Source organism: Enterobacter cloacae complex sp. 309I3, from assembly GCF_050031595.1.
Lineage (GTDB): Bacteria > Pseudomonadota > Gammaproteobacteria > Enterobacterales > Enterobacteriaceae > Enterobacter > Enterobacter cloacae.
On sequence record NZ_JBLGWI010000001.1, the window covers coordinates 463,936 to 489,806 of the forward strand.

The window sequence follows — 25,871 nt, forward strand, 5'->3', positions numbered from 1 at the left end:
CCCGAAGTGTTATCTGGTACGTATATTTCGAATGAAAATATCGTGAAAGCGTAATCCAGTTCTCAACATTATGAATCATTCATCAGCACAGGGTCGACAATGATTGAAATTGAAACTCGCCGCCTCGGCAATCATGAAATATTACACGCTATCCCTGCGGGAAAAAGTGCACACCCGCTGCCTGTTGTGGTTTTTTATCATGGCTTTACTTCATCGAAGCTGGTTTACAGCTACTTTGCGGTGGCGCTGGCGCAGGCCGGTTTTCGGGTAGTAATGCCGGATGCGCCCGATCACGGTGCACGTTTTACGGGTGATGAACAGGTGCGACTTGGGCAGTTCTGGCAGATTTTGCACGGTAGCCTGAGCGAATTTGCCGGGCTGCGCGATGCGCTTTACCAGGCGGGGCTGGTGGCGAATCAACGGCTGTCGGTGGCCGGCGCATCGATGGGGGGAATGACGGCGCTCGGGATCATGGCTCGTCACCCTGAGGTGACCTCCGTGGCGTGCCTGATGGGCTCGGGCTATTTTACGTCATTGTCAAAAACGCTGTTTCCACCGCAAGACGCGACGGAGATTGATGCGTTGCTGGCCGAATGGGAAGTGACCCGGGCGTTACCGCGTCTGGCCGATCGCCCGTTGCTGTTGTGGCATGGTGACGCGGATGATGTGGTGCCCCCTGGCGAAACCTTCCGTCTCCAGCAGGCACTACAGCGCGAAGGGCTGGACGGCAACCTGACCTGCCTGTGGGAAGCGGGCGTTCGCCACCGTATCACGCCAGCGGCGCTGGACGCGACGGTGGACTTTTTCCGCCAGCATCTTTAAACGCGCAGAATTTTGACGCCCTGATCTTCCAGCTTCTGCAGGATCTCTGGATTGGCATGTTTGCCGGTGATCACCATGTCAATCTGTTCGGCGCGGCTGAACAACATACCAGCTCGCTCGCCGACTTTACTGCTGTCGACCAGTACGACGAGCTTGCCCACGACGTTAAGCATATTTTGCTCTGCCATCGCGGTTAACATGTCGGTTTTGTAGAGCCCGTCCGCGGTCAGGCCTTTGCCGCTGGTAAACATCCAGTGTCCGGCATAGAGGCTGTTTTCGCTATCCTGGGGACTAAGGGTAATGGACTGGCTCTTATTATACTGGCCGCCCATGATCACCACGCTTTCATGTTCCTGATCGATAAGATAGTTAGCCAGCGGCAGATAGTTGGTGATGATTTGCACCGGTTTACCGCACATCTCGCGGCCCAGCAGAAATGCCGTGGAGCCGCAGTTGATCACCACGCTCTCACCCGGGTTGACCAGCTGTGATGCGGCTCTGGCAATGCGCACTTTTTCATCGTGGTTTTGCGCCTGATGGATGTTCATCGGCGTCCAGCGGGGGCGCTGCTGGCTGATGGCTTCCGCGCCGTTACGGACTTTTTTCAGCTTACCGCTCTCATCCAGCTTGTTGATATCGCGTCGTGCCGTCGCGGGGGAAATCCCTAAACGTTCGATCACTTTCTCGACGGTGATAAACCCTGTTTGCGCCAGGAGTTCCAGTAATATTTGATGCCGTTGCGCTTCCGTCATGAGCTATTCCGATAAGAATTGATTTGAAAAGATGATATTTGAAATAGCGTGAAATTACTAAAATAAATATGAAATCGCCAGACGCAAGGTCTGGCGATGGGGTTTCACAATCAGAGGAATGACTTGAACGGCAGGTCTGGCTCAATGGTGAAGCAATCATCGAAACCGCGTGGGTAGTGATACTCGAGATTGTCTTTGTCCAGCGGCCAGGTGAACTTGCCGCCAACCTGCCAGATAAATGGCTTGAAGCCATACTTCAGACGGTCTTTTTTCATCTCCCACAATACGCGGATTTCCTGCGGATCGGCCTGGAAGTTTGACCAGATATCGTGGTGGAAAGGAATCACCACTTTGGTGTTCAGTGCTTCTGCCATGCGCAGCATATCGGCGCTGGTCATTTTGTCGGTGATGCCGCGTGGGTTCTCGCCGTAGGAGCCCAGCGCCACGTCAATCTGATGCTCGTTACCATGCTTCGCATAGTAGTTGGAGTAGTGAGAATCACCGCTGTGGTACAGGGAACCGCCAGGGGTTTTAAACAGATAGTTCACTGCTCGCTCATCCATGCCGTCTGGCAGGACGCCTGCGGCTTTCTGGTCAGCAGGCAGGGTGATCAGCGCGGTGCGGTCAAAGGCGTCCAGCGCATGGATTTCAATGTCTTTAATTTTCACCACGTCGCCTGGCTTCATGACGATGCAGCGCTCTTTCGGCACGCCCCAGCCAATCCAGAGATCCACGCAGGTCTGCGGTCCGATAAACGGCACGTCGTCCGCGCAGTTTTGCATCACCGCTGCCGCCACGTTTACATCGATGTGATCGTTATGATCGTGGGTGGAAAGGACGGCGTCGATCTGGCGAATGGCAAAAGGATCAAGAACAAACGGTGTGGTGCGCAGGTTCGGCTGCAATTTTTCTACACCTGCCATGCGCTGCATCTGATGACCTTTTTTCATCAGCGGATTGCCGTGGCTCTGTTTGCCGGTACCGCACCAGAAATCAACGCAAATATTGGCGCCACCCTCGGATTTCAGCCAGATGCCGGTGCAACCCAGCCACCACATTGCAAACGTACCAGGAGCAACCTGTTCCTGCTCAATCTCTTCATTCAGCCAGCTGCCCCATTCCGGGAAGGTGCTCAGAATCCATGATTCACGGGTGATGGTGTTCACTTTACTCATCGTTTTGACTCCTGGTTTAATCAAAAATAATCATTTGGTGATTTGTTGTGATTAATGCTGGCACTCTTTGAATCGGTTTGCAACGAGTAAATTGAGGAAATTTATCTTCGCCATGTCACAGATAATCCATTTCTACGTTGTTAGAATATCCGCTATCAATGATTAATTGTATGAATTATAAGAAATAATTTATGCGTGGGAATCGGTAGTGAAAATCATTACTAACACCATGGAAATAATTTGCGTGATACGTCACAAATAATCAAATGCAATCTTGTGGTGATTATTTGTGATTAATAGAGTGATGGCACCAACCGAACAGGGATTACCCCCTCGTGTTCTCATTTCTGGAGAGAGTTATGGAGATCCTCTACAACGTCTTTACCGTGTTCTTTAATCAGGTAATGACTAACGCCCCGCTTTTGCTGGGTATCGTGACGTGCCTGGGCTACATCCTTCTGCGCAAAAGCGTCAGCGTCATCATCAAAGGCACAATCAAAACCATCATCGGTTTCATGCTGTTGCAGGCGGGTTCAGGCATTCTGACCAGCACCTTTAAGCCTGTGGTTGCGAAGATGTCGGAGGTGTATGGCATCAACGGCGCCATCTCTGACACCTACGCGTCGATGATGGCCACCATTGACCGCATGGGAGATGCCTACAGTTGGGTGGGGTACGCGGTACTGCTCGCGCTGGCGTTGAACATCATTTACGTTCTGCTGCGCCGCATTACCGGCATCCGCACCATCATGCTGACTGGCCACATTATGTTCCAGCAGGCCGGGCTGATTGCGGTGTCTCTCTATATCTTCGGCTACCCCATGTGGACCACGATTATCTGCACCGCCGTGCTGGTATCGCTCTACTGGGGTATCACCTCCAACATGATGTACAAGCCGACGCAGGAGGTCACCGACGGCTGCGGTTTCTCCATCGGCCATCAGCAGCAATTCGCCGCCTGGCTCGCTTACAAGGTCGCACCGTACCTGGGTAAAAAAGAGGACAGCGTGGAAGATCTCAAGCTGCCGGGCTGGCTGAATATCTTCCACGACAACATCGTTTCAACCGCCATTGTGATGACCATCTTCTTCGGCGCCATTCTGCTCTCCTTCGGGATTGATGTGGTGCAGGCGATGGCGGGGAAAACGCACTGGACGGTTTATATCCTGCAGACCGGTTTCTCCTTCGCGGTAGCCATTTTCATCATTACCCAGGGCGTCCGTATGTTTGTTGCCGAACTGTCTGAAGCCTTTAATGGGATCTCCCAACGCCTGATTCCTGGTGCGGTGCTGGCCATTGACTGTGCGGCTATCTACAGCTTTGCGCCAAACGCGGTGGTCTGGGGCTTCATGTGGGGCACCATCGGCCAGTTGATTGCGGTAGGCATTCTGGTCGGCTGTGGCTCATCCATTCTGATTATTCCTGGCTTTATCCCAATGTTCTTCTCCAACGCCACCATTGGCGTCTTTGCTAACCACTTTGGCGGCTGGCGCGCGGCGCTCAAGATCTGTCTGGTGATGGGCATGGTGGAGATCTTCGGTTGCGTGTGGGCGGTCAAGCTCACCGGCATGAGCGCCTGGATGGGCATGGCGGACTGGTCAATCCTGGCACCGCCAATGATGCAGGGCTTTGCGTCCGTCGGGCTGGTCTTTATGGCCGTCATCATCCTGATTGCTCTGGCTTATATGTTCTTCGCTGGCCGTTCTCTGCGAGCTGAAGAAGATGCGGAAAAACAAACAGCAGAAGTTTCTGCTCACTAAGGAGTTTCGATTATGACCGTACGTATCCTGGCTGTGTGTGGCAATGGGCAAGGTAGCTCCATGATCATGAAGATGAAAGTGGACCAGTTTTTAACCCAGTCAAACATTGACCACACGGTGAACAGCTGCGCGGTGGGTGAATACAAAAGTGAACTGAACGGCGCCGATATCATCATCGCGTCTACCCATATCGCCGGTGAAATTAGCGTTTCTGGCAACAAGTATGTCGTGGGGGTACGCAATATGCTCTCCCCTGCGGATTTCGGCCCAAAACTGCTGGAAGTGATCAAAGCGCACTTCCCCCAGGACGTGAAGTAAGGACGCCACATGAAACTACGTGATTCGCTGGCAGAGAATAACTCCATCCTTTTACAGGCCGAGGCCAGCACCTGGCAGGAGGCGGTCAAGCTGAGCGTGGACCTGCTGGTTAAGGCTGATGTTGTCGAGCCGCGGTATTACCAGGCCATTCTTGATGGTGTGGCGCAGCATGGTCCTTATTTTGTCATCGCGCCAGGCCTTGCAATGCCGCACGGTCGCCCGGAAGAGGGCGTGAAGAAAACCGGCTTCGCGCTGGTAACGCTGAAAACGCCTTTGGTGTTTAACCATGAAGATAACGACCCGGTCGACATCCTGATCACCATGGCGGCCGTCGATGCCAATACCCATCAGGAGGTTGGCATCATGCAGATCGTTAACCTGTTTGATGACGAAGCGAATTTTGATCGTTTACGCGCCTGCCGCACTGAGCAGGAAGTGCTGGATTTAATTGATAACGCCACAGCGGCGGCAGTTTAAGAAGGAATTGAAAATGTCATTACCAATGTTGCAGGTTGCGCTGGATAACCAGACTCTGTCCGATGCGTATGAAACCACCCGCTTGATTGCGGAAGAGGTGGATATTATCGAAGTTGGCACCATTCTGTGCGTAGGCGAAGGCGTGCGCGCCGTTCGCGATCTGAAAGCGCTCTACCCGCATAAAATCGTGCTGGCCGATGCCAAGATTGCCGATGCAGGCAAAATTCTCTCCCGCATGTGTTTTGAAGCCAATGCCGACTGGGTCACTGTGATCTGCTGTGCAGATATCAACACCGCGAAAGGCGCGCTGGATGTGGCGAAAGAGTTCAACGGCGATGTGCAGATTGAACTGACCGGTTTCTGGACCTGGGAACAGGCCCAGGCGTGGCGCGATGCTGGCATTCAGCAGGTCGTTTATCACCGCAGCCGTGATGCGCAGGCCGCCGGCGTGGCGTGGGGAGACGCGGATATCAGCGCCATTAAACGTCTTGCTGACATGGGCTTTAAAGTGACCGTTACCGGTGGCCTGGCACTGGAAGATCTGCCGCTGTTTAAAGGTATCCCTATTCACGTCTTTATCGCGGGTCGCAGCATTCGTGATGCCGCGTCTCCGGTGGAAGCGGCACGTCAGTTCAAACGTTCAATCGCTCAGCTTTGGGGCTAAGGAGCGGGTATGTTGTCTAAACAGGTCCCGCTTGGCATCTATGAAAAGGCACTCCCTGCGGGGGAGTGCTGGCTGGAGCGGCTGAAACTGGCGAAACAGTTGGGCTTCGATTTTGTCGAAATGTCCGTGGATGAGACCGATGAACGTCTTTCTCGCCTCGACTGGAGCCAGGAGCAGCGTCTGGCGCTGGTGAGTGCGGTCGCCGAAACGGGCGTACGCGTGCCGTCCATGTGCCTCAGTGCCCACCGTCGTTTTCCGCTTGGCAGTGAAGATGATACGGTGCGCGCGCAGGGGCTGGAGATCATGCGTAAAGCCATTCGTTTTGCGCAGGATGTGGGTATTCGCGTGATACAGCTTGCCGGGTATGACGTTTACTATCAGGAAGCCAATGACGAAACGCGTCGTCGTTTTCGTGATGGTCTGAAAGAGAGCGTTGAAATGGCTAGCCGCGCGCAGGTGACGCTGGCGATGGAGATCATGGACTATCCGTTAATGAACTCGATCAGCAAGGCGCTGGGCTACGCGCATTACCTGAACAATCCGTGGTTCCAGCTCTATCCTGATATCGGCAACCTGTCGGCGTGGGATAACGACGTACAAATGGAACTGCTGGCGGGGATGGGCCATATCGTCGCGGTTCATGTCAAAGATACACGTCCTGGGGTATTCAAAAACGTTCCGTTCGGCACCGGGGTGGTGGATTTCGAACGATGCTTCCAGACGCTCAAACAGGCGGGGTATTGCGGACCTTACCTGATTGAGATGTGGAGCGAAACGTCAGATGACCCGGCAGGTGAAGTGGCTAACGCTCGCGACTGGGTACGGGAACGTATGGCACGGGCCGGCTTACTGGAGGCTGAATATGCTTAAGCTTAAGCAGCAGGTCTTTGACGCTAATATGGATCTCCCGCGCTATGGGCTGGTGACCTTCACCTGGGGAAACGTCAGTGCTATCGACCGAGAGCAGGGACTCGTGGTGATTAAGCCTAGCGGCGTGGCATATGACGCCATGAGCCCTGACGATATGGTGGTGGTTGATCTTAAGGGTAACGTTGTCGACGGCAAATGGCGCCCTTCTTCAGATACAGCCACCCATCTGGCGCTCTACCGGCGTTACCCTTCTCTGGGCGGCGTAGTGCATACGCACTCTACGCATGCCACAGCCTGGGCACAGGCGGGGCGGGCCATTCCGGCTCTGGGAACCACGCATGCGGACTACTTCTTTGGTGACATTCCGTGCACGCGGGCACTCACGCAGACCGAAGTGGAAGGCGAGTACGAGCTCAACACCGGCAACGTCATTATCGAAACGCTGGGTGAGAGCGAACCGCTGCATACGCCGGGCATTGTGGTCTATCAGCACGGTCCGTTCGCCTGGGGAAAAGATGCGCATGACGCTGTCCATAACGCGGTAGTCATGGAGGAGGTGGCACGCATGGCGTGGATCGCTCGCGGCATCAACCCACAGCTTCAGGGCATTGATGATTACCTGATGAACAAGCATTTCATGCGCAAGCACGGTCCAAACGCCTATTACGGGCAGAAGTGAATAAGTGCTCTGGAATACCGAAAACAGTTGTAACCGGTGGTATTTCAGAGCCATTCATAAAAAAAAGCCCCCGGGCAGGGGGCAAGTAAAACGATGGCTATATTCTTTTTGTTGGCTTTCCTGGTGCTAGCGTCAAAGCGTTATCGGTAAATATCTGCACTGGCGTGCATGTTGCCGTTGCTGCCGGGCTCACGCATCAGAATAACGTGGTAGTAATTTGCCCCCTGAGCATCGGTTTCTTTATTAAGCGCCTGATCTGCTTCGCTCTCTGTGGCGAAATGGTGATTGATGTAAATAACGCCTAAGCTCTGCACATCATCCATGTTTCTGGCCTGTCGGCTGTCTATCTTGATGGCTGCCATCGCGTTTGCACTGAGCAAAAGCGCAGCCATTACGGCAATTGCGATTTTTTTCATGATATGCGCTCCACGACTGCGTGCTGTGAGACGGTTGTTTGCTCCCCTCCGGTATTTATATGGTCTCTGATTAAAGTGTAATCACTTATCCGGCGAGGATGCGTGACCATTTCTGATGCAGTTGTTCAAAAAAACAACGCTTCCTGATGTGGTTAATTTTAAATCACCCACTTAGACCAGCTTTGCGGTTTGTGCGAATTATTTGTGCAATCAGCTTGAGTTTCCTGGGGGGCGCAAGTATTATGACGCGTCAATTTTTCAGCCGACCTTTAACACGTTCCTTGCCTCCCCGGGCCTCGGCTGACCCAGACAGGAGGCTGAATAATCCGTAAGGAGCAATTCGATGCGTCATTACGAAATCGTTTTTATGGTCCATCCTGACCAGAGCGAACAGGTTCCGGGTATGATCGAGCGTTACTCTGCTGCCATCACTGGTGCAGAAGGTACGATCCACCGTCTGGAAGACTGGGGCCGCCGTCAGCTGGCTTACCCGATCAACAAACTGCACAAAGCACACTACGTTCTGATGAACGTTGAAGCTCCGCAGGAAGTGATCGATGAGCTGGAAACTACCTTCCGCTTCAACGATGCCGTTATCCGCAGCATGGTTATGCGTACCAAACACGCAGTTACCGAAGCATCTCCGATGGTTAAAGCGAAAGACGAGCGCCGTGAGCGTCGCGATGATTTCGCAAACGAAACCGCAGATGATTCTGATGCTGGGGATTCTGAAGAGTAATTTCTGATGACCAACCGTCTGGCGTTGTCCGGCATCGTATGCAGGGCTCCCCTTCGAAAGGTCAGTCCATCAGGAATTCCGCATTGCCAGTTCGTGCTTGAGCATCGTTCTGTGCAAGAGGAAGCCGGGTTTCACCGGCAGGCGTGGTGCCAAATGCCCGTTATCATTAGCGGACACGAAAACCAGGCCATTACTCACAGTTTAACGGTCGGTAGTGCAGTAATCGTTCAGGGGTTCATCTCTTGCCACAAGGCAAAGAACGGTCTGAGCAAAATGGTTCTGCATGCCGAGCAGATTGATTTGATAGATTCTGGAGACTAGCCATATGGCACGTTATTTCCGTCGTCGCAAGTTCTGCCGTTTCACCGCGGAAGGCGTTCAAGAGATCGACTATAAAGATATCGCAACGCTGAAAAACTACATCACCGAAAGCGGTAAGATTGTCCCAAGCCGTATCACCGGTACTCGTGCAAAATACCAGCGTCAGCTGGCTCGCGCTATCAAACGCGCTCGCTACCTGTCTCTGCTGCCGTACACTGATCGTCATCAGTAATCGGGCACGGTCCATTAATACGACTTTAAGAGGATAAGGTAATGCAAGTTATTCTGCTTGATAAAGTAGCAAACCTGGGCAGCCTGGGTGATCAGGTAAACGTTAAAGCGGGCTACGCTCGTAACTTCCTGGTTCCACAGGGCAAAGCTGTTCCTGCTACCAAGAAAAACGTAGAGTTTTTCGAAGCACGTCGTGCTGAACTGGAAGCCAAACTGGCTGACGTTCTGGCGGCTGCTAACGCTCGCGCTGAAGCAATCAACGCACTGGGCACTGTTACCATCGCTTCCAAAGCTGGCGACGAAGGTAAACTGTTCGGTTCCATCGGTACCCGCGATATCGCTGATGCAGTTTCTGCAGCAGGCGTTAAAGTGGCTAAGAGCGAAGTTCGTCTGCCGAACGGCGTTCTGCGTACCACTGGTGAGCACGAAGTTGACTTCCAGGTTCACAGCGAAGTATTCGCTAAACTGGTTGTTAACGTTGTAGCTGAGTAATTTTTTACTCTGCTCGCGTCGAAGCGCCGGCCTTGTGCCGGCGTTTTGCTTTTTAAAACCTGACGAACCTCTCTTTTAGCTTGTATGGTCGCGATTCCTGACGCATTCTCTGATAATAAAATGAAACGCAATTTTATCTTTGAGATTTGCCATGGAAACCGCTCTGTCTACGCCTGTCTTTGCCCGTCGCAATGTGGCCTACGCCTGCGCCACACTCTGCTGTCTGCTCTGGGGTAGCTCTTACCCGGCCATTAAAAGTGGCTATGAACTCTTTCAGATCGCAACCGATGATATCCCGTCAAAAGTCGTCTTTGCCGGATACCGTTTTCTGTTTGCCGGAGCACTGCTGCTGCTGTTTGCGCTGGCACAGCGTAAACCCATCGCCAGGCTCACGCCCACGCAGTTTGGCCAGCTTACGATCCTGGGACTGACGCAGACCACCATTCAGTACACCTTCTTTTATATCGGGCTGGCATACACCACGGGCGTTAATGGCTCGATCATGAACGCCACCGGCACCTTCTTCAGCGTACTGCTGGCGCATTTTATCTACCACAACGACAAGCTCAGCTATAACAAAACGCTGGGCTGTATTCTGGGGTTTGCCGGGGTGATGCTGGTGAATTTCCACAGTGGTATTCGTGATTTCCGCTTTGTCTGGAATGGTGACGGGTTTGTGGTGCTGGCGGCGTTCATCCTCTCCGCCGCCACGCTTTACGGCAAACGGATTTCCCAGACGGTTGATCCCACAGTGATGACCGGCTGGCAGCTAGGCATTGGTGGTCTTGCGCTGGTGGTAGGGGGATATGCAACGGGCGGGACGCTGGAGGTGCATAGCCTTACCGCGGTGGCGGTATTAGGGTATCTGACGTTGCTCTCATCCGTCGCCTTCGCCCTGTGGAGCGCGCTACTGAAAGTGAACCGCGTCAGTATGATTGCCCCGTTCAACTTTGTGATTCCCGTCGCCGGGACGGTACTGTCCGCTATTTTCCTCGGCGAAAACATCCTTGAGATTAAATACGCGATTGCGCTGGTGCTGGTCTGCTCGGGGATCTGGTGGGTGAATAAACGGAGTGCCTGAGAACAAAAGTGCCGGGTGGCGGCTTCGCCTTACCCGGCCTACGCCATTACCGTGCTCTGATAAAACTGCCGTCTGGCTGGCGGGTAAACAGCACCTGTTGGCCATTACCCGTATCAATCGTTAGCCCGGTGACCACGCCGCTGGCATTCTGGCGGATCTGCACCATCTGGCCGTTCTGCAGGTTACTGAGCGGCTTACCCGCGCCTTCTACCTGGGCCATCGCATAGACATCGGTTGGCGGCAGGTTATGGTCGCGGAACAGCTGGGCAAGCGTTTTGCCCGCCTCCACGCGGTAGGAACGCCATTGCTGCTCAATGCCGGTTGGCTGCTGCGTCTGGGGTTTAGACGGGGCTGCGGCCTGCTCCTGCGGCTGTTCTTCCTGAATAGGCTCTGGCTCAACCGGTGCAACCTGTCCCGGATCGTTAGACGGCGTCACAAGCTGTGTCTGCATGGGTTGCGTGTCAGGCTGCGGGCGCGTTTGCGACTGAAGATCCAGTTGCGCATTGCGGGTGACCGGTGCGGTGTCGACATTATCGCCGCCAGAAGGGAGCAGGAAACCGACGATCACCAGCAGCGCGCCTATGATAATCCCTCTGCGATGCAGAGGAGGTAGCGGGTCCATAATGCGAAAATTGTCCGGCGCATGCCAGATTTTCGCCAGGGTAGGTTTCAGTTCAAATCGCCCGGGCATGGCTCTCCTCCTGCTCCGCGTCTTTTTTATCCTGTGCTCCGAAGTATAGTTCGCTAACTGCCTGAACGGCGTAGCAAACCCGACATCCGTGACATCCATTCGGGATTAATCCTGGTTACCTCTATTGTTTCTGTTTCGTCGCAGTTTGTCACCTTAACTTCAGACAAAGTTTTACCCATAAGGGCATGGCTGCTATGCTGCCCGCTACTTTAAATGTGATGGAAGGAAAACCCATGACCACCCCGACTTTTGACACTATCGAAGCGCAGGCAAGTTACGGTATCGGCTTGCAGGTAGGACAGCAACTGAGCGAATCCGGCCTGGAAGGTCTGTTACCAGAAGCGCTGGTGGCGGGTATCGCTGACGCGCTGGAAGGCAAACAGCCAGCCGTTCCGGTTGATGTTGTGCACCGTGCGCTGCGTGAAATCCACGAACGTGCGGACGCTGTGCGTCGCGCGCGCTTCGAAGAGATGGCGGCAGAAGGTGTGAAATATCTGGAAGAGAACCGTGAGCGTGAAGGCGTGAACAGCACCGAGTCTGGCCTGCAGTTCCGCGTGATCAACCAGGGCGACGGCGCTATCCCGGCACGCACTGACCACGTTCGCGTGCACTACACCGGTAAACTGATCGACGGTACCGTGTTCGACAGCTCTGTTGCACGCGGCGAACCGGCTGAATTCCCGGTTAACGGCGTTATCGCAGGCTGGATTGAGGCTCTGACCCTGATGCCAGTCGGCTCCAAATGGGAACTGACTATCCCACACAACCTGGCGTACGGTGAGCGTGGCGCTGGCGCGTCCATCCCACCATTCAGCACCCTGGTGTTTGAAGTCGAGCTGCTGGAAATCCTGTAATCGGCTTTTCTTATTTCCTCTCTCCGTCCGGGGAGAGGAAAATAGTGTTAAAACCTATAGTTACGACGGAATCAATATTTTATCTTGCAAACGAAACTGTTGCGTGTATTTTTGTGAGCTGTTTCGCGCTGTATGAGTGATATGACACTCACTTCCAACATATTATTAACATAATATCTAAATCATAGTATTCATCCCGCCGATTCTTACCTAATATCGATAAACCCTTACAAAGGGACCGTCATTTATTTGACGTTTTTAAAGGCCAGAAGAGCCTTAACAACACAGACAGGCATAAACAGGAAAATTACATGGTAGATCAGGTCAAAGTCGCCGCGACAGAAGAGGCGACGTCTGAACAGTCGCTACGGCGCAATCTCACAAACCGTCATATTCAGCTTATCGCCATCGGGGGTGCCATCGGTACCGGGCTGTTTATGGGCTCAGGCAAAACCATCAGTCTTGCCGGGCCGTCGATCATTTTTGTTTATATGATCATCGGTTTTATGCTCTTTTTTGTGATGCGTGCAATGGGTGAATTGCTGCTCTCCAACCTCGAATACAAATCTTTCAGCGATTTTGCTTCCGACCTGCTCGGTCCCTGGGCGGGTTATTTCACCGGCTGGACCTACTGGTTCTGCTGGGTCGTAACCGGCATGGCGGATGTCGTCGCCATTACTGCCTATGCGCAGTTCTGGTTCCCGGGGCTGTCGGACTGGGTCGCCTCGCTGGCGGTGATTATTCTGCTGCTGAGCCTCAACCTCGCCACCGTTAAGATGTTCGGTGAGATGGAGTTCTGGTTCGCGATGATCAAGATTGTCGCTATTGTGGCGCTGATTGTGGTGGGCCTGGTAATGGTGCTGACGCACTTCCAGTCGCCAACCGGCGTGCAGGCTTCGTTTACCCATCTGTGGAATGACGGCGGCTGGTTCCCGAAAGGCATCAGCGGCTTCTTTGCCGGCTTCCAGATTGCGGTATTTGCCTTTGTGGGGATTGAACTTGTCGGAACCACCGCTGCGGAAACCAAAGACCCGGAAAAATCCCTGCCGCGTGCAATCAACTCCATTCCGGTTCGTATCATCATGTTCTACGTCTTTGCGTTGATCATTATTATGTCCGTGACGCCGTGGAGCTCGGTTGTGCCAAGCAAGAGCCCATTTGTTGAACTGTTCGTGCTGGTGGGACTGCCTGCCGCAGCGAGCCTGATTAACTTCGTGGTGCTGACATCTGCAGCGTCATCGGCGAACAGCGGTGTGTTCTCAACCAGCCGCATGCTGTTTGGCCTGGCGCAGGAAGGCGTTGCGCCGAGCGCGTTCGCGAAGCTCTCTAAGCGTGCTGTTCCGGCGAAAGGGCTGACGTTCTCCTGCATGTGCCTGTTGGGTGGGGTGGTAATGCTCTACGTGAACCCGAGCGTTATCGGTGCGTTCACCATGATCACCACCGTTTCGGCGATCCTGTTTATGTTCGTCTGGACGATCATCCTTTGTTCGTACCTGGTGTATCGTAAACAGCGTCCGCATCTGCATGAGAAATCGATCTATAAGATGCCGCTGGGCAAGCTGATGTGCTGGGTGTGCATGGCGTTCTTCGCGTTCGTTCTGGTTCTGCTGACGCTGGAAGATGACACCCGTCAGGCGCTGATCGTCACGCCGCTGTGGTTCATCGCCCTGGGATTGGGCTGGCTGTTCATTGGTAAGAAACGAATGGCAGGCGTAAGGTAAAAGCAAAACGGCAACTTCGGTTGCCGTTTTTAGTTTTTGCACCCTCTCCCCGTGGGTTGAGGGATCCCCATAAAATAATGCCTGCACGGAGGACCCCCTCTCCCTTGAGGGAGAGGGCTGGGGTGAGGGGGAACATATGGCTGTAGAGGTCATTCCGTTCACTTTATGTTCCTTGCTACTCTGTAACGGCATGACTTGTGAACGTGCCAGGGCGGCTCAATCGCCACCGCCCTGGCGACCCGGGCTCCCGGCGGTAAATCGCCGCTTCGCGGTGCCCTCGGCTTATTCCTTCCGGCTTATCGGGGACGGGCGGATGTAACGTCCCTGTAAAGCCGCCCTCTCGGCGCATCCATGCGCCTCGCCCCGGCCTGCAGGAAACGCCTCTGCGATTTACAGTCGGACCAGGGCTTCGTTGTAAGTCATTCATTTTCCTGAAAAAACATTCATCGCTTCCGGTAAAAAATTACAGGGGATCCCTCTCCCTGTGGGCTGAGGGATCCCCAGTAATATGGTCATGCCACCATGACCATATTACTGTACTCTTTTCCCAGCTTTTTCATCTCGTTAACTATATTCAGCCGTCTCACTTTCCCGGGCTCATGCCGGATGACTTCTTCTGCCAGACTCAGGTATGACAGAACCCGTCTGTGCCTGATGCTGCTTGCCTGATAGTGCCAGTGTAAACACTGCCTTTCTGCCCTGTAACCTGCCAGCCACATCACCAGGCTTGCCATTGCCGCGACCATATTCAGCACTTCCAGTCGCCCTTTTCCCTGACTCCGGCTCAGCCTCAGACCGAACCCGAAGCGTGGACTTTTGTCGTCCCGGAAGTTTTGTTCTATCTGCATTCTGCGGCTGTACAGGGCCATTATCTGGTGCGGCTCCAGTCCCTCTGCATTACTGAACAGCAGCCAGGGCTCCCGCGCGCTACTGCGGTGTTCCCGCTGTGTTTTCGGCATCCCCCCTTTTCCCTGACGCCCTGCGTCAGGGCGCTTATGCAGATAGAACCGGCCGTAACAGGGCGTTCGTGGTTTACGGGACAGGACACCGTAACCCACGCAGACCGGTTGTCCGGTAGCCTCAAGCTCACTGATTTTCATCCACTTTTTATCTCCGTCCAGCCGGAAGCTGATGCAGCCCCTGACCCTGCCGGTGAAGCTCCAGCCCAGCTGGCTGACATGCCGGAACCAGTCTGTCCGGAAGCCTGCATCCGTAATGATGGTGACGGCTTTATCTTTCGGGATGGCATCATGCAGGCGGTCAAGGAAGCGGCACTGTACATCACTGTTCTGCGCCAGCTCTGCGGGGACAACCTCACTCATAAGCGGCAGTGAGCGACCATTACAGACCAGGCTTGCCCGCAGAAGATACCAGTTCCTGTCATGCCAGCCTGTCCAGTCGACAGCAATCACACAGAAGGGCATCAGGGAGGTGATGGTATGTGTGAGCAGGTGCTGAATACGGGGAATATCCCGGTGAAGGGCGGTATTACCCAGGGCACGGTCAACACGTTTAATTTTATTTTTGACGTGCGCCCTGCCGGGAAGAGTGCGACCAAGGCTGGTCAGGGTCAGATCCGCACCGTGCGTGAGGGCAACGGCCATGGAAACAAGGACATTAATCCGGAAGCTGTGAACGTCCGGTAAAGACGCGGAGAAAAATTTCTGGCAGACTGTCTGTAAAGGCACGATGAGGTCTCTTCTGATTTGTTAGCGCAACCAGTAGATCACACTTCATCGTGCTTTTCATTTTTCTGGGGAACCCTCAGCCCCGTGGGAGAGGGCCGGGGTGAGGGCATCAGGCTTCAGTGGCCTTTTTATTCACCCGCCAATGCACGCGGGAACAGAACGTTATTCTCAAGACTGATGTGTTCCATCAGGTCATCGATCATCTCGTTAATGCCGTTGTACATCGCTTTCCATGTGGTGCAGGCTTCTGGCGGCGGCGTGACGTTATTGGTCGTGTGTTTGATGACTTCCAGCAGTTCACCCGCGTCGTCATGTTCGCTTTCCATCACGCTAATTGGCCCCATCGCCTGGCTGCCCATTCCCTGTTTAATCATCGGGAAGAGGATCTGCTCTTCTTTCATCATGTGGCTGGTGAGTTCTTCATGCAGCATGGTCAGGTATTTCGCCAGGCCGCGCGGCACGGAAGGCTTGTCGGCATGAACGCGCTCCACTTTGGTGGCCTGCAGGATCAGCTCCGGCAGTTGTTCGCGGTGGCGATCGTGGTAACGCACGATAATGTGGTCGATGATTTCGGCAAGCGGGGCCGTGCGCCACTCTTTGTCGATGGGTTGCTCTGCCAGCAGAGCCAGCTCCGCTTCAATAACCTCTACATCCAGCTCTTTGCGCGAGGCCGCACGTGCCAGGGTTTGCTTACCGCCGCAGCAGTAATCCATGCCGTATTTACGAAACAGCGCAGAAGCGCGAGGGATGGAGAGCGCCAGCTCGCCGAGTGGTTGGTCGCGAAAGGCCATAGCAGTTACCTCATCATCAAGAATATAAGATGCATATTAAATGCATCTTTAAGGCGGCGCTATAACCCTTTAGAGGCAAGGGTGAAAATGAGATGTAAGTCACAAAAAATTAGCGTGTTTAACTCACTGAATGAATGCAGAAAATAACTTTAGAAACTTTTTTAACGTGGAGAAACAGTAAACAACCCGCCGCGCCTGCCGATATACCCACGTCAGACAAACCTGCATATTACAAAGGCAACGCATGTTTAAACGTATAAAAGTCATTACCCTTTTGATTTCGGTGCTGCTTGTGCTCGGCATCATGCAACTCGTTTCCGCCGGTATCTTTATCAACGCGCTGAATAACGATAAAGACAATTTCACCGTGTCGCAGCTATCCAGCAAGAACGTGGCGGAGTTTACCGATGCATGGATCAGCCTGAACCAGGCGCGCGTCACCCTGAACCGCGGCATGCTGCGTCTGCAAAGCAGCATGGCCTCGCAGATTAACGGCGGACAGCTCAATGAGCTGGTAAACACGGCGAAAAACCTGCTGGCCAATGCCCAGTCTCATTACGACAAATACTATGCTTTGCCGAATACCCCAGGGCTGGATCCCAACCTGGCAAATCGCCTGGAAGAGCAGTACCGCAATTACTCCGCGACGCTGACCCAAATGAACGTTTTGCTCTCTCAGGGCAATCTGGAAGAGATGTTCAAGCAGAATGCAGAGCAGAAACAGACCGCGATGCAAAACGTTTACCGGGAATGGCGTGAAGCCCAGGCCGTGCTTACGGATAAAGGGATTAAAGATAACGAAAGTGATTACAAGCGTATCCTGTGGATCCTCTCTGCGGTTATGCTGCTGGTGATTATCGTGATTATCTCCAGCTGGATTGCCATGCGCCGCGTGCTGCTGTTGCCGCTGCAGGATGTGATAAGCCATATCCGCGCCATTGCCGCCGGTGATTTAACCCAGCCGATCCATGCAGAGGGTAAAAACGAGATGGCCGTACTGGCGCAAAACGTCCAGGAGATGCAAACCGCGCTGGCAAACACCGTGGGCGTGGTTCGTGAAGGTGCGGATACCATTTACACCGGTGCGGGGGAAATCTCTGCGGGCAGTAACGATCTCTCTTCCCGTACCGAGCAGCAGGCTGCCTCGCTGGAAGAGACGGCTGCCAGCATGGAGCAGCTGACGGCAACGGTGAAACAAAACGCCGACAATGCCCGTCAGGCTTCCCGTCTGGCGCTTGATGCCTCTTCAACGGCGAAGAAGGGCGGTAACGTTGTAGAAGGCGTGGTGCGCACAATGGACGAAATCGCCACCAGTTCCAGCAAAATTGCGCAAATTACCAATGTCATTGACGGCATTGCCTTCCAGACGAACATCCTGGCTCTTAACGCGGCAGTTGAAGCGGCGCGCGCAGGTGAGCAGGGGCGAGGCTTTGCGGTGGTAGCCGGAGAAGTGCGTACGCTCGCTCAGCGCAGCGCCCAGGCGGCGAAAGAGATCAAAGCGCTGATTGATGACTCTGGTGAGCGGGTTAACGCAGGCTCGCAGCTGGTGAACGAAGCCGGGGCCACCATGGCGGAGATTGTGAACGCCGTGACTCGCGTCACCGACATTATGGGTGAAATTGCCTCTGCGTCTGATGAACAGAGCCGCGGGATCGACCAGGTGGGCCAGGCGGTGGCAGAGATGGATCGTGTTACCCAACAGAACGCCTCGCTGGTGGAAGAGTCTGCGGCCGCAGCGGCCGCGCTGGAAGACCAGGCGGCACGCCTGAACGACGCGGTGGCAGTGTTTAAAATTGTCCGCAGCCAGGCAGTGAAGGCGGCTCCGGCGAAAACCTATGCGCCAAAAGCGCAGCCCGTCGCTTCTGCGTCTGAAGCCAACTGGGAAACGTTTTAAAAGCTTGCCCGGTGGCGGCTACGCCTGACCGGGCCTACGTTTTTGCAGGCCCTGCAAACGCCTCACATCTCCGACGCCGGAACGACCATCGGTTTTTCCGGCTTAGCTCTTACCGCCATCACTACCCCCATCACCAGCAGCACTATTCCACAGGCCGTTAACAGCGGCGGTACGCTCTGGCGCATCAGGAAGGTGTACAGCAGCCCGGCCAGCGTTTCGAAGACAATCAGCGGCCCTAAGATCACCGTTGGCAGTTTCTGGCTGGCGATATTCCAGCACAGTGCGCCCACCCAGGAACAGAGCACAGCGATAGCGATCATCAGCCCGACAAAGACCCACGGCCGCGGCCCGAAAGGGAGGGCGAAGTCCGGTTGTTGCTGCGCAGACCAGAGGCACGCCCCGGCATAGCCCACCAGCGAGACCGGCAGCGTCACCAGCGCCTGTGCCGTTGCCCACATCATCGGATGTTTATCCGGGTTCTCCCGCAACCATCGCGCATTACGCAGGGCATACCAGGCCCAGCAGGCGACCGAAATAAACGCTAAACCGATCCCCGAACCGTAACGCCAGACGCTGAAATCAGCGAGCCCGTGGCGAAGCTCGGCAATATTCACACAGACCAGCCCGACGCCCGTGCAGATCAGCGCGGGTACCATTTTTGACCATGCCAGTTTGCCATCGCGCTGGCTGTACAGCAGGTTCGCAAAGACGGGGATAACGACAGGCAGCGTGCCGATAATCATGGTCGATACCGGCGCGCCGGTACGCTGAATGGCGCTCGCCAGGCAGACGTAATAGATAAGGTTGCCCATCATGGTCAGCGCCAGCGCGGTCATCCAGTCCTGGCGGTTGAGCTGGCGTAAACGCGTACGACCGAGCCAGGCCAGCGGCAGGGCAATCAGCCCCAGCGCCAGATAGCGTCCGGTTGACTGCAGGGCCGCCGGATACTCGGGCACAATCAGCGGGCCGACAAAAATCAGCCCCCACATCAGCCCTGCCAGCAGGGCATACAACACGCCACTAATCATTATTCCATCCACATCAATTGACTTTGTACTCAGTGTAGAAGGGGGGATTGCGCGCGTATTGTATGAGATTGCGCATCAGCGCCCGATAACTTGTTTCTGGTAGCGGACGGGCGTAATCCCGTAGCGGCGGGTAAACGCGCGGGTTAAATGCGACTGGTCGGTCAGCCCGGTCGCGGCGGCCACTTCGGCGGCGGGCATACCGTGCGTAAGGAAGCCTTTGGCGCGCCACAGGCGAATAGCCATCAGCATCTGGTGCGGCGTGACGTGGAAATGGGCTTTAAACTGGCGCTGAAAATGGTATGGGCTGAGAGAAACCACGTTGGCCAACTCGTCCAGCGTCACGGCGTGCATGTAGTTGTCGTGCAGATATTCGCGTACCCGTTCGAACCGGTGCGCGCCTTCCTTAATTATTGGGGCGTGATGGGCCAACGGCTGGAAGGTCTCAATCAGATCTAGCAGCAGTCCTTTTTGCGCAAGCGGGTCCTGGGTATGCCACAGGCCGTAGATCAGCTGGCCGATTTGCTGCGAACGCAGCGGGTCGTGGCGGGTCACGTCGCTGAACCACCAGTGGCGCAGGCCAGTCACCTCTTCCAGTAAAGCGGGTTCGATGTAAACCATCCGGTAGCGCCAGCCGCCCTCGGTGGCCGATTCACCGGTGTGGATCTCGTCCGGGTTCATGGTGACAACGGATTTTTCAGCGGCCAGGTGCTGAGTACCGCGATAGCGAAAGCGCTCGGCACCGGTTTCGATGGTGCCGATGCCGAAGGCTTCGTGCGTGTGAGGCTCAAAGGCGTAGTCAGCGATATGCGCGTGATAAAGTTCCAGACCCGGCAACTGCGCCAGATGGCGAAAGCGCGCGCTGTCTCTCTCATCGCTAAATTGTTCCGGTACGCCTTGCACGGTGAGCCTCCTCGTGGGTCATCGCTTCATTATCAGAGATGACCCGAGGGGATGCCACAAAAAATAACCAATCCGTAACAATTACAGGATGGCCTTGACGCTCTCCGCCAGAGAGGTCGTTGCTCGCCCAATCAGTTTGCTCAGCGTATGGCTATCGTCAAAGAGCCCGCCTTTAGATGCGCCCACATCAGAGTCCGCCAGCATATCCGCCAGCCCGGCAGGCAGGCCGACACTCTTCAGCGCAGCGGCGAAATCCGCTTCGCTCATGTTCTGATAAACCACCGGTTTACCGCTCTGCTTGCTCAGTTCAGCCGCCAGTTCGCTCAGCGTCCACGCGCTGTCGCCTGCCAGTTCATAGACCTTGCCAGCGTGGCCCTCTTCCGAAACCACTTTTGCCGCCGCCGCCGCGTAATCCGCACGGGTGGCTGAGGCGATTTTGCCTTCACCTGCGGCACCAATAAACACGCCGTGTTCCAGCGCAGGCGGCGCGCTCGCCAGGTAGTTTTCGGTATACCAGCCGTTGCGCAGCAGGGCATAAGGAATGCCGGATGTTGCCAGCGCTTTTTCCGTAGCAACGTGCTCAACGTGCAGGCCCAGCGGTGAGTTATCCGCATGCAGCAGGCTGGTGTAGGCGATAAATGTTACGCCAGCTGCTTTGGCAGCGTTGATGACGTTCTGGTGCTGCGTGGCGCGCTGACCCACTTCGCTGGATGAGATCAGCAGCAGTTTCTCCACACCCTTCAGCGCCGTGGTCAACGCGGCCTGGTCGGTGTAATCGCCCTGATGAACCACAATACCCTGCTGGCTCAGGGCTTCCGCTTTCGCCGGGTTACGCACAATGGCGACAATCTGGTTTGCCGGGACGGTTTTTAACAGCTGTTCGATAACGAGGCGGCCAAGCTGGCCGGTAGCGCCGGTAATCGCGATCATGATCAATCTCCTTCGTGTTTGTCTGGTGTTGTGGCACACTAGCACCATAACTAACTTTTAGTAAGTACGTACAAAAAGGTAAGTATTAAATGACGATACCGACACTCAGCGAACAAATGCGCGATGGTAATCTCTTCGCGGAGCAGTGCCCGTCCAGAGAGGTGCTCAAACATGTCACCAGCCGCTGGGGAGTTCTGATCCTGGTGGCGCTACGTGAGGGAACGCATCGCTTCAGCGATCTGCGCCGTAAAATGGGCGGCGTGAGCGAGAAGATGCTGGCCCAGTCGCTGCAGGCACTGGAGCATGACGGTTTTGTCGATCGCGTTTCGTATCCTGTTGTACCGCCGCACGTTGAGTATAGCCTGACGCCGCTTGGCGTAGAGGTGAGCGAGAAAGTGGCCGCGCTGGCGGACTGGATAGAGGTGAATACGCCAAAAGTAATGGCGAACCGGGATGAGCGGGCAGCGTAATAGCCGGGAATGTGCGGTCTGGTGCCCTCAATCTAACCCTCTCCCACAGGGAGAGGGAATAAACACTAAAAACGGCAACGTGCGTTGCCGTTTTGCTTTTACTTACTTAAATCCACCTGATAAATGGCGAACCCGATATCATCCGTCGCAACCTTCTTCATCGGATACTGTGCCTTCTCCTTAATAAACGCCGCAGCCTTATCCGACGGAGATGTTTCAATGCGAATATCCAGTGGGGTATCGCTGTGGATCGGGGCCAGACGCCAGTTGTTATCGACCGCCGGATGAATTTCTCCCGCCTTTTTCGACTCTGCGCTGATCCAGGCGGCCAGCACTGAGCGGTTCTCATCCGGGGATGCAAAGGCAATGTGGCTATCGCCGGTGCCGGCAAATTTGCCGCCATACGCGCGATAGTTATTGGTCACCACCAGGAAGGTGGCCGCCGGATCGACAGGCTTGCCCTTGAAGGTCAGGTTTTTGATGCGCTCTGCCTGCGGGTTAATGGCCTGGCACTCACCGTCATATTTCGCCGGCTGGGTGACATCAATCTGATAATCCACCCCGTCGATAACGTCGAAGTTATAGGTGCGGAACCCGTCCCAGTTAATCAACGACTGCGGCTTGCTGCTCTTCGGATCGATCTGGTTAAACTGCCCGGCGGAGCATTCCAGCCACTCTTTCACCTCTTTACCCGTTGCTTTAACCACGACCAGCGTGTTCGGGTAGAGATAGAGATCGGCGGCGTTACGGAACGTCAGCTGGCCTTTTTCCACTTCAACATAGCTGGCCGGGTCATTTTTACGTCCGCCCACTTTGAACGGTGCGGCGGCGGAAAGCACCGGCAGGTTGGCTAAGTCCGGATCGCCCTGAACAAAATGTTCGGCATAGGCTTTCTGCGCCATGTTGACCACCTGAACGGTTGGGTCATCCTGTATCAGCGCCAGATAGCTGTACATGTTGTCGGCGGATTTGCCGATCGGCTTACTGACGAACTCGCGGGTGGCGTCGTGGTCATGTTTGAGCACGTCGAGGAGTTTTTGGTCTTCAGCCGCCAGTGATTTTTTGGCGGCAGCATCGTAAATGCGGCGCGCTTCGGCTTTGGATCCGGTCACCTTCCAGCTGCCGCTGTCGTTATTAAGTACCAGATCCACCACGCCAAGATGATCGCCCCACATGCCGGGCATTACCGCCGGCACGCCGTTGAGCGTTCCCTTGTCGATATCTGCCCCTTTGATGCTGGCAAAATCCTTACCCGGGAAGACCGCATGAGCGTGGCCGAAGAGGATCGCGTCCACGCCCGGCACTTCGCTCAGGTAGTAAACCGAGTTTTCCGCCATCACCTGATACGGATCGGCAGAGAGGCCCGAGTGGGCGACAACGACCACAACATCCGCCCCTTTTTCACGCATCTCCGGTACGTATTGACGCGCCGTTTCGGTGATGTCGTTAACGGTGACTTTGCCGGTGAGATTGGCTTTATCCCAGGTCATGATCTGGGGTGGTACAAAGCCGATGTAGCCAATTTTCAGCGTCTGCTTTTTACCGTCCTGATCAACAACCTCGGTCTCTTTAATCAGATAAGGGGTGAAAAGCGGCTTTTTGGTCTTAACGTCGATGATATTGGCGTTAACGTACGGGAATTTTGCGCCTGCCAGCGCATCGTGCAGGTATTTAAGACCATAGTTGAATTCGTGGTTACCGAGGTTGCCGACGGTATAATCCAGGGTGTTCATCGCTTTATACACCGGGTGGATCTCGCCTTTTTTCAGCCCCTTTGCCGCCATGTAGTCACCCAGCGGACTCCCCTGAATCAAATCACCGTTGTCGACCAGCACGCTATTTTTTACTTCATTGCGGGCGGCATTGATCAAACTTGCCGTGCGTACCAGTCCGAATTTTTCCGTAGGGGTATCTTTGTAGTAATCGAAGTCCATCATATTGCTGTGCAGGTCGGTGGTTTCCAGAATACGGAGATCGACCGTCGCCGCCTGTACGCTCGCTGCAATCAGCGTCGCCAGGAGCGTTGCGCTAAACTTAATCATCAGAGGCGTCCTTTTTTCGATCCAGGCCACAAAAGAATATGTATCTATCGTTTGTTGCTTACAGAAGTGTGAATCCTGCCAGAAAAAAGGGCGATGAAACCGGAATTGCTTCACAGATAGCGGAATTGTTCACATTACGATATAAATAAAACAAAGAGTTATACCCACTGCGTTAACGAAGAGGTGGAGAATGTTAGATAAAATTTGTCAGCTCGCACGGGATGCGGGCGATGCCATCATGCAGGTGTATGATGGCGCACAACCGATGAACGTTGTCAGCAAGGCGGATGATTCCCCGGTCACGGCGGCGGATATCGCGGCGCATGGCGTGATCATGAAAGGGCTACAGGCACTCACGCCAGAGATCCCCGTGCTTTCCGAAGAAGCGCCGCAGAGCTGGGATGAGCGTCAGCACTGGCAGCGTTACTGGCTGGTCGATCCTCTGGACGGCACCAAAGAGTTTATCAAGCGTAACGGTGAATTCACCGTGAATATCGCCCTGATCGACAAGGGCAAAGCGGTGCTTGGGGTGGTCTACGCGCCGGTGATGAAAGTGATGTACAGCGCCGCGGAAGGCAAGGCCTGGAAGGAAGAGTGTGGTGTCCGCAAGCCGATCCAGGTGCGCGATGCGCGCCCTCCGCTGGTGGTCATCAGCCGCTCGCACAGCGACAGCGAGTTGGAGGAGTATCTGCAACAGCTGGGTGAACATCAGACGACCTCGATTGGCTCCTCGCTGAAATTCTGTCTGGTGGCGGAGGGGCAGGCGCAGCTCTATCCCCGTTTCGGGCCGACGAACATCTGGGACACGGCAGCCGGCCACGCGGTAGCCGCGGCCGCGGGTGCGCATGTTCATGACTGGCAGGGCAAGCCGCTGGACTACACCCCGCGCGAATCATTCCTCAATCCAGGCTTCCGGGTCTCTCTTTACTGAGCCAGCAGCTTGTGCAGCAGATCAACCACCTGCTGCACCTCTTCCTGGGTTAACGCCCCGTCTTTTACCCACTGCACCTGGCCGTTTTTATCCAGCACGATAATCGCGGAACTCTCTTCCTCAAGCTGCCAGGCTTTTCGCGTCACGCCGTTGCTGTCGACAATAAACTGCGACCACGGGTAGAGCTTTTTGTTGCTCTCAAGGCTTGAGCGCACAAACATCCCGGAGCCAGGGATGGCATCGTCGGTGTTCACAATGGTGGTGGTCTGATAGCGGTCATGCGGGAATTTTGCGGCCTTGATCGCTTCCACCAGGTTTGCGTTTTTCTCTTTTGCAGATGTACGACCGGCAATATGTTGTACAACTCTCACTTTGCCCGCCAGTTGCGCGCTATTCCACGGTTTGTAGCTAAACTTATCATTGTCGAGAATCAATTCTCCCCGGTCAGCAATGCCGACTGGCGGTACGCGTTGTCCTTTTTCAATGTTGTGGGCACTCGCCCACAGGGGCAGGAGCAGGCATGCGGCTGCAAGAATGTTACGTAGGGTCATGGTGTTTCCTTATTGTATGCAGGTGATCCGACCACTTGGTCTTACGCTTTTAATCATAAGTGCGATCAATGGGCTTTTCCCGCAATCCCGATGCCAGTTTGCGGGCGAACGCACATATCCATAAAAAAACGACGGCTTATACTGCCTGTAGTCACAGTTTGAAAAGATTATTCTGAATAATTGTAATCAAACGGTAAATAAACTTATGCACACTGGGTAACTACGTAGTTCTGGTCTATAGTCATTGGGCAACAAAATTTGCGCTCAGAACAGTCGGGCCGATTGTGGCGCCGCAAGAGCGTATGATTCGCAGGAGATACAAGAATGAAAATTTTCCAACGCTACAACCCGCTTCAGGTGGCGAAGTACGTGAAGATCCTGTTCCGTGGACGGTTGTATATCAAGGATGTTGGCGCTTTTGAGTTTGATAAGGGCAAGATCCTTGTCCCAAAAGTGAAGGACAAACAGCACTTGTCTGTGATGTCCGAAGTCAACCGTCAGGTTATGCGTCTGCAAACTGAGATGGCTTAACCTACGTGCTATGCAGTAGTTAAAAAAACGGCTCCCGATGGGAGCCGTTGAT

The 25,871-nt window shown here is 54.6% G+C and carries 29 protein-coding genes; 18 read left to right on the plus strand and 11 right to left on the minus strand.

Features of this window, described 5'->3' with window-relative positions; all coding sequences use genetic code 11:
• Positions 1 to 99 precede the first annotated feature (99 nt).
• On the plus strand, positions 100 to 822 hold the full coding sequence (gene yjfP, locus ACQG22_RS02200) for an esterase (RefSeq protein WP_102751789.1): 723 nt from the start codon (positions 100 to 102) through the stop codon (positions 820 to 822).
• Here yjfP and ulaR read toward each other — a convergent pair.
• Both ulaR and ulaG read right to left on the minus strand, forming a co-directional pair.
• A complete protein-coding gene (ulaR, locus tag ACQG22_RS02205; protein WP_013095301.1) occupies positions 819 to 1,574 on the minus strand; it encodes an HTH-type transcriptional regulator UlaR in 756 nt (251 codons plus the stop codon). The genes yjfP and ulaR overlap by 4 nt on opposite strands.
• 110 nt (positions 1,575 to 1,684) lie before the next feature.
• On the minus strand, positions 1,685 to 2,749 hold the full coding sequence (ulaG, locus tag ACQG22_RS02210; protein ID WP_010427455.1) for an L-ascorbate 6-phosphate lactonase: 1,065 nt from the start codon (positions 2,747 to 2,749) through the stop codon (positions 1,685 to 1,687).
• Between the two features lie 359 nt (positions 2,750 to 3,108).
• On the opposite strand from ulaG, the gene ulaA reads away from it, so the two are divergent.
• The 6 genes from ulaA to ACQG22_RS02240 are packed head-to-tail and all read left to right on the plus strand — an operon-like array spanning position 3,109 to position 7,517.
• Complete coding sequence (gene ulaA, locus ACQG22_RS02215; protein WP_013095302.1) at positions 3,109 to 4,509, plus strand: PTS ascorbate transporter subunit IIC; 1,401 nt, start codon at positions 3,109 to 3,111, stop codon at positions 4,507 to 4,509.
• 12 nt (positions 4,510 to 4,521) lie between these two features.
• Positions 4,522 to 4,827 (plus strand): PTS ascorbate transporter subunit IIB, encoded by a 306-nt coding sequence (ulaB, locus tag ACQG22_RS02220; RefSeq protein WP_004109091.1) that lies wholly within the window; start codon positions 4,522 to 4,524, stop codon positions 4,825 to 4,827.
• Between the two features lie 9 nt (positions 4,828 to 4,836).
• Positions 4,837 to 5,304, plus strand: a complete 468-nt coding sequence (gene ulaC / locus ACQG22_RS02225; protein ID WP_013095304.1) for a PTS ascorbate transporter subunit IIA — start codon at positions 4,837 to 4,839, stop codon at positions 5,302 to 5,304.
• A 13-nt stretch (positions 5,305 to 5,317) separates the two neighbouring features.
• Positions 5,318 to 5,968 (plus strand): 3-keto-L-gulonate-6-phosphate decarboxylase UlaD, encoded by a 651-nt coding sequence (gene ulaD / locus ACQG22_RS02230; protein WP_013095305.1) that lies wholly within the window; start codon positions 5,318 to 5,320, stop codon positions 5,966 to 5,968.
• A 9-nt stretch (positions 5,969 to 5,977) separates the two neighbouring features.
• Positions 5,978 to 6,838: an L-ribulose-5-phosphate 3-epimerase gene (locus ACQG22_RS02235; RefSeq protein WP_013095306.1), complete on the plus strand. Its 861-nt coding sequence runs from the start codon at positions 5,978 to 5,980 to the stop codon at positions 6,836 to 6,838.
• Positions 6,831 to 7,517, plus strand: coding sequence for an L-ribulose-5-phosphate 4-epimerase (locus tag ACQG22_RS02240; RefSeq protein ID WP_062729371.1), 687 nt, complete (start codon positions 6,831 to 6,833; stop codon positions 7,515 to 7,517). Before ACQG22_RS02235 ends, ACQG22_RS02240 begins: the two co-directional genes overlap by 8 nt.
• Positions 7,518 to 7,657: 140 nt before the next feature.
• Here the strand turns inward: ACQG22_RS02240 and yjfY are convergent, their stop codons facing one another.
• Positions 7,658 to 7,933 carry a DUF1471 family protein YjfY gene (yjfY, locus tag ACQG22_RS02245; RefSeq protein ID WP_013095308.1) on the minus strand — a complete coding sequence of 92 codons (276 nt, stop codon included), beginning with the start codon at positions 7,931 to 7,933 and terminating at the stop codon, positions 7,658 to 7,660.
• 343 nt (positions 7,934 to 8,276) lie between these two features.
• Between yjfY and rpsF the strand changes: the two genes are divergently transcribed.
• From rpsF to ACQG22_RS02270, 5 genes are all read left to right on the plus strand, one after another.
• A complete protein-coding gene (gene rpsF / locus ACQG22_RS02250) occupies positions 8,277 to 8,672 on the plus strand; it encodes a 30S ribosomal protein S6 (RefSeq protein WP_003856034.1) in 396 nt (131 codons plus the stop codon).
• A gap of 6 nt (positions 8,673 to 8,678) precedes the next feature.
• A complete protein-coding gene (gene priB, locus ACQG22_RS02255) occupies positions 8,679 to 8,993 on the plus strand; it encodes a primosomal replication protein N (protein ID WP_008502895.1) in 315 nt (104 codons plus the stop codon).
• Positions 8,994 to 8,997: 4 nt separating this feature from the next.
• Positions 8,998 to 9,225 (plus strand): 30S ribosomal protein S18, encoded by a 228-nt coding sequence (gene rpsR / locus ACQG22_RS02260; RefSeq protein ID WP_000135199.1) that lies wholly within the window; start codon positions 8,998 to 9,000, stop codon positions 9,223 to 9,225.
• A gap of 41 nt (positions 9,226 to 9,266) precedes the next feature.
• A complete protein-coding gene (gene rplI / locus ACQG22_RS02265) occupies positions 9,267 to 9,716 on the plus strand; it encodes a 50S ribosomal protein L9 (protein ID WP_008502894.1) in 450 nt (149 codons plus the stop codon).
• Positions 9,717 to 9,867: 151 nt separating this feature from the next.
• Complete coding sequence (locus ACQG22_RS02270) at positions 9,868 to 10,797, plus strand: DMT family transporter (RefSeq protein ID WP_102751787.1); 930 nt, start codon at positions 9,868 to 9,870, stop codon at positions 10,795 to 10,797.
• Positions 10,798 to 10,843: 46 nt separating this feature from the next.
• Here ACQG22_RS02270 and ACQG22_RS02275 read toward each other — a convergent pair whose 3' ends face one another.
• Positions 10,844 to 11,488 (minus strand): LysM-like peptidoglycan-binding domain-containing protein, encoded by a 645-nt coding sequence (locus ACQG22_RS02275; RefSeq protein ID WP_369706791.1) that lies wholly within the window; start codon positions 11,486 to 11,488, stop codon positions 10,844 to 10,846.
• Between the two features lie 233 nt (positions 11,489 to 11,721).
• On the opposite strand from ACQG22_RS02275, the gene fklB reads away from it, so the two are divergent.
• The gene (gene fklB, locus ACQG22_RS02280) at positions 11,722 to 12,342 is read left to right on the plus strand and encodes an FKBP-type peptidyl-prolyl cis-trans isomerase (protein WP_008502892.1); all 621 of its coding nucleotides are present in this window, start codon (positions 11,722 to 11,724) and stop codon (positions 12,340 to 12,342) included.
• Between the two features lie 311 nt (positions 12,343 to 12,653).
• Positions 12,654 to 14,063 (plus strand): D-serine/D-alanine/glycine transporter, encoded by a 1,410-nt coding sequence (gene cycA / locus ACQG22_RS02285; RefSeq protein ID WP_023619712.1) that lies wholly within the window; start codon positions 12,654 to 12,656, stop codon positions 14,061 to 14,063.
• Between the two features lie 512 nt (positions 14,064 to 14,575).
• Here cycA and ACQG22_RS02290 read toward each other — a convergent pair.
• Both ACQG22_RS02290 and ytfE read right to left on the minus strand, forming a co-directional pair.
• Positions 14,576 to 15,751 (minus strand): IS4 family transposase, encoded by a 1,176-nt coding sequence (locus ACQG22_RS02290; RefSeq protein WP_038418736.1) that lies wholly within the window; start codon positions 15,749 to 15,751, stop codon positions 14,576 to 14,578.
• Between the two features lie 128 nt (positions 15,752 to 15,879).
• A complete protein-coding gene (gene ytfE, locus ACQG22_RS02295) occupies positions 15,880 to 16,542 on the minus strand; it encodes an iron-sulfur cluster repair protein YtfE (protein WP_320702426.1) in 663 nt (220 codons plus the stop codon).
• A 244-nt stretch (positions 16,543 to 16,786) separates the two neighbouring features.
• Between ytfE and ACQG22_RS02300 the strand changes: the two genes are divergently transcribed.
• Positions 16,787 to 18,436, plus strand: coding sequence for a methyl-accepting chemotaxis protein (locus ACQG22_RS02300; protein ID WP_129327033.1), 1,650 nt, complete (start codon positions 16,787 to 16,789; stop codon positions 18,434 to 18,436).
• Between the two features lie 62 nt (positions 18,437 to 18,498).
• On the opposite strand, the gene ACQG22_RS02305 is transcribed toward ACQG22_RS02300, so the two are convergent.
• The 3 genes from ACQG22_RS02305 to ACQG22_RS02315 all read right to left on the minus strand — a co-directional run bounded on the left by ACQG22_RS02305 (position 18,499) and on the right by ACQG22_RS02315 (position 21,294).
• A complete protein-coding gene (locus ACQG22_RS02305) occupies positions 18,499 to 19,464 on the minus strand; it encodes a DMT family transporter (RefSeq protein ID WP_023619710.1) in 966 nt (321 codons plus the stop codon).
• Positions 19,465 to 19,539: 75 nt separating this feature from the next.
• A complete protein-coding gene (locus ACQG22_RS02310; protein WP_013095315.1) occupies positions 19,540 to 20,364 on the minus strand; it encodes an AraC family transcriptional regulator in 825 nt (274 codons plus the stop codon).
• 81 nt (positions 20,365 to 20,445) lie between these two features.
• The gene (locus tag ACQG22_RS02315) at positions 20,446 to 21,294 is read right to left on the minus strand and encodes an SDR family oxidoreductase (RefSeq protein WP_047352276.1); all 849 of its coding nucleotides are present in this window, start codon (positions 21,292 to 21,294) and stop codon (positions 20,446 to 20,448) included.
• An 89-nt stretch (positions 21,295 to 21,383) separates the two neighbouring features.
• Here ACQG22_RS02315 and ACQG22_RS02320 point away from each other — a divergent pair, with 89 nt between their 5' ends.
• Positions 21,384 to 21,764 (plus strand): winged helix-turn-helix transcriptional regulator, encoded by a 381-nt coding sequence (locus ACQG22_RS02320; RefSeq protein ID WP_028027891.1) that lies wholly within the window; start codon positions 21,384 to 21,386, stop codon positions 21,762 to 21,764.
• Between the two features lie 98 nt (positions 21,765 to 21,862).
• Here ACQG22_RS02320 and ACQG22_RS02325 read toward each other — a convergent pair whose 3' ends face one another.
• Positions 21,863 to 23,806, minus strand: a complete 1,944-nt coding sequence (locus ACQG22_RS02325; RefSeq protein WP_369706914.1) for a bifunctional 2',3'-cyclic-nucleotide 2'-phosphodiesterase/3'-nucleotidase — start codon at positions 23,804 to 23,806, stop codon at positions 21,863 to 21,865.
• A 190-nt stretch (positions 23,807 to 23,996) separates the two neighbouring features.
• On the opposite strand from ACQG22_RS02325, the gene cysQ reads away from it, so the two are divergent.
• Positions 23,997 to 24,737 carry a 3'(2'),5'-bisphosphate nucleotidase CysQ gene (cysQ, locus tag ACQG22_RS02330; RefSeq protein WP_013095322.1) on the plus strand — a complete coding sequence of 247 codons (741 nt, stop codon included), beginning with the start codon at positions 23,997 to 23,999 and terminating at the stop codon, positions 24,735 to 24,737.
• On the opposite strand, the gene ACQG22_RS02335 is transcribed toward cysQ, so the two are convergent.
• Positions 24,731 to 25,288 (minus strand): YtfJ family protein, encoded by a 558-nt coding sequence (locus ACQG22_RS02335; RefSeq protein WP_013095323.1) that lies wholly within the window; start codon positions 25,286 to 25,288, stop codon positions 24,731 to 24,733. The genes cysQ and ACQG22_RS02335 overlap by 7 nt on opposite strands.
• 324 nt (positions 25,289 to 25,612) lie before the next feature.
• Between ACQG22_RS02335 and ACQG22_RS02340 the strand changes: the two genes are divergently transcribed.
• A complete protein-coding gene (locus ACQG22_RS02340) occupies positions 25,613 to 25,819 on the plus strand; it encodes a DUF1107 domain-containing protein (RefSeq protein ID WP_008501430.1) in 207 nt (68 codons plus the stop codon).
• Positions 25,820 to 25,871: the final 52 nt, after the last annotated feature.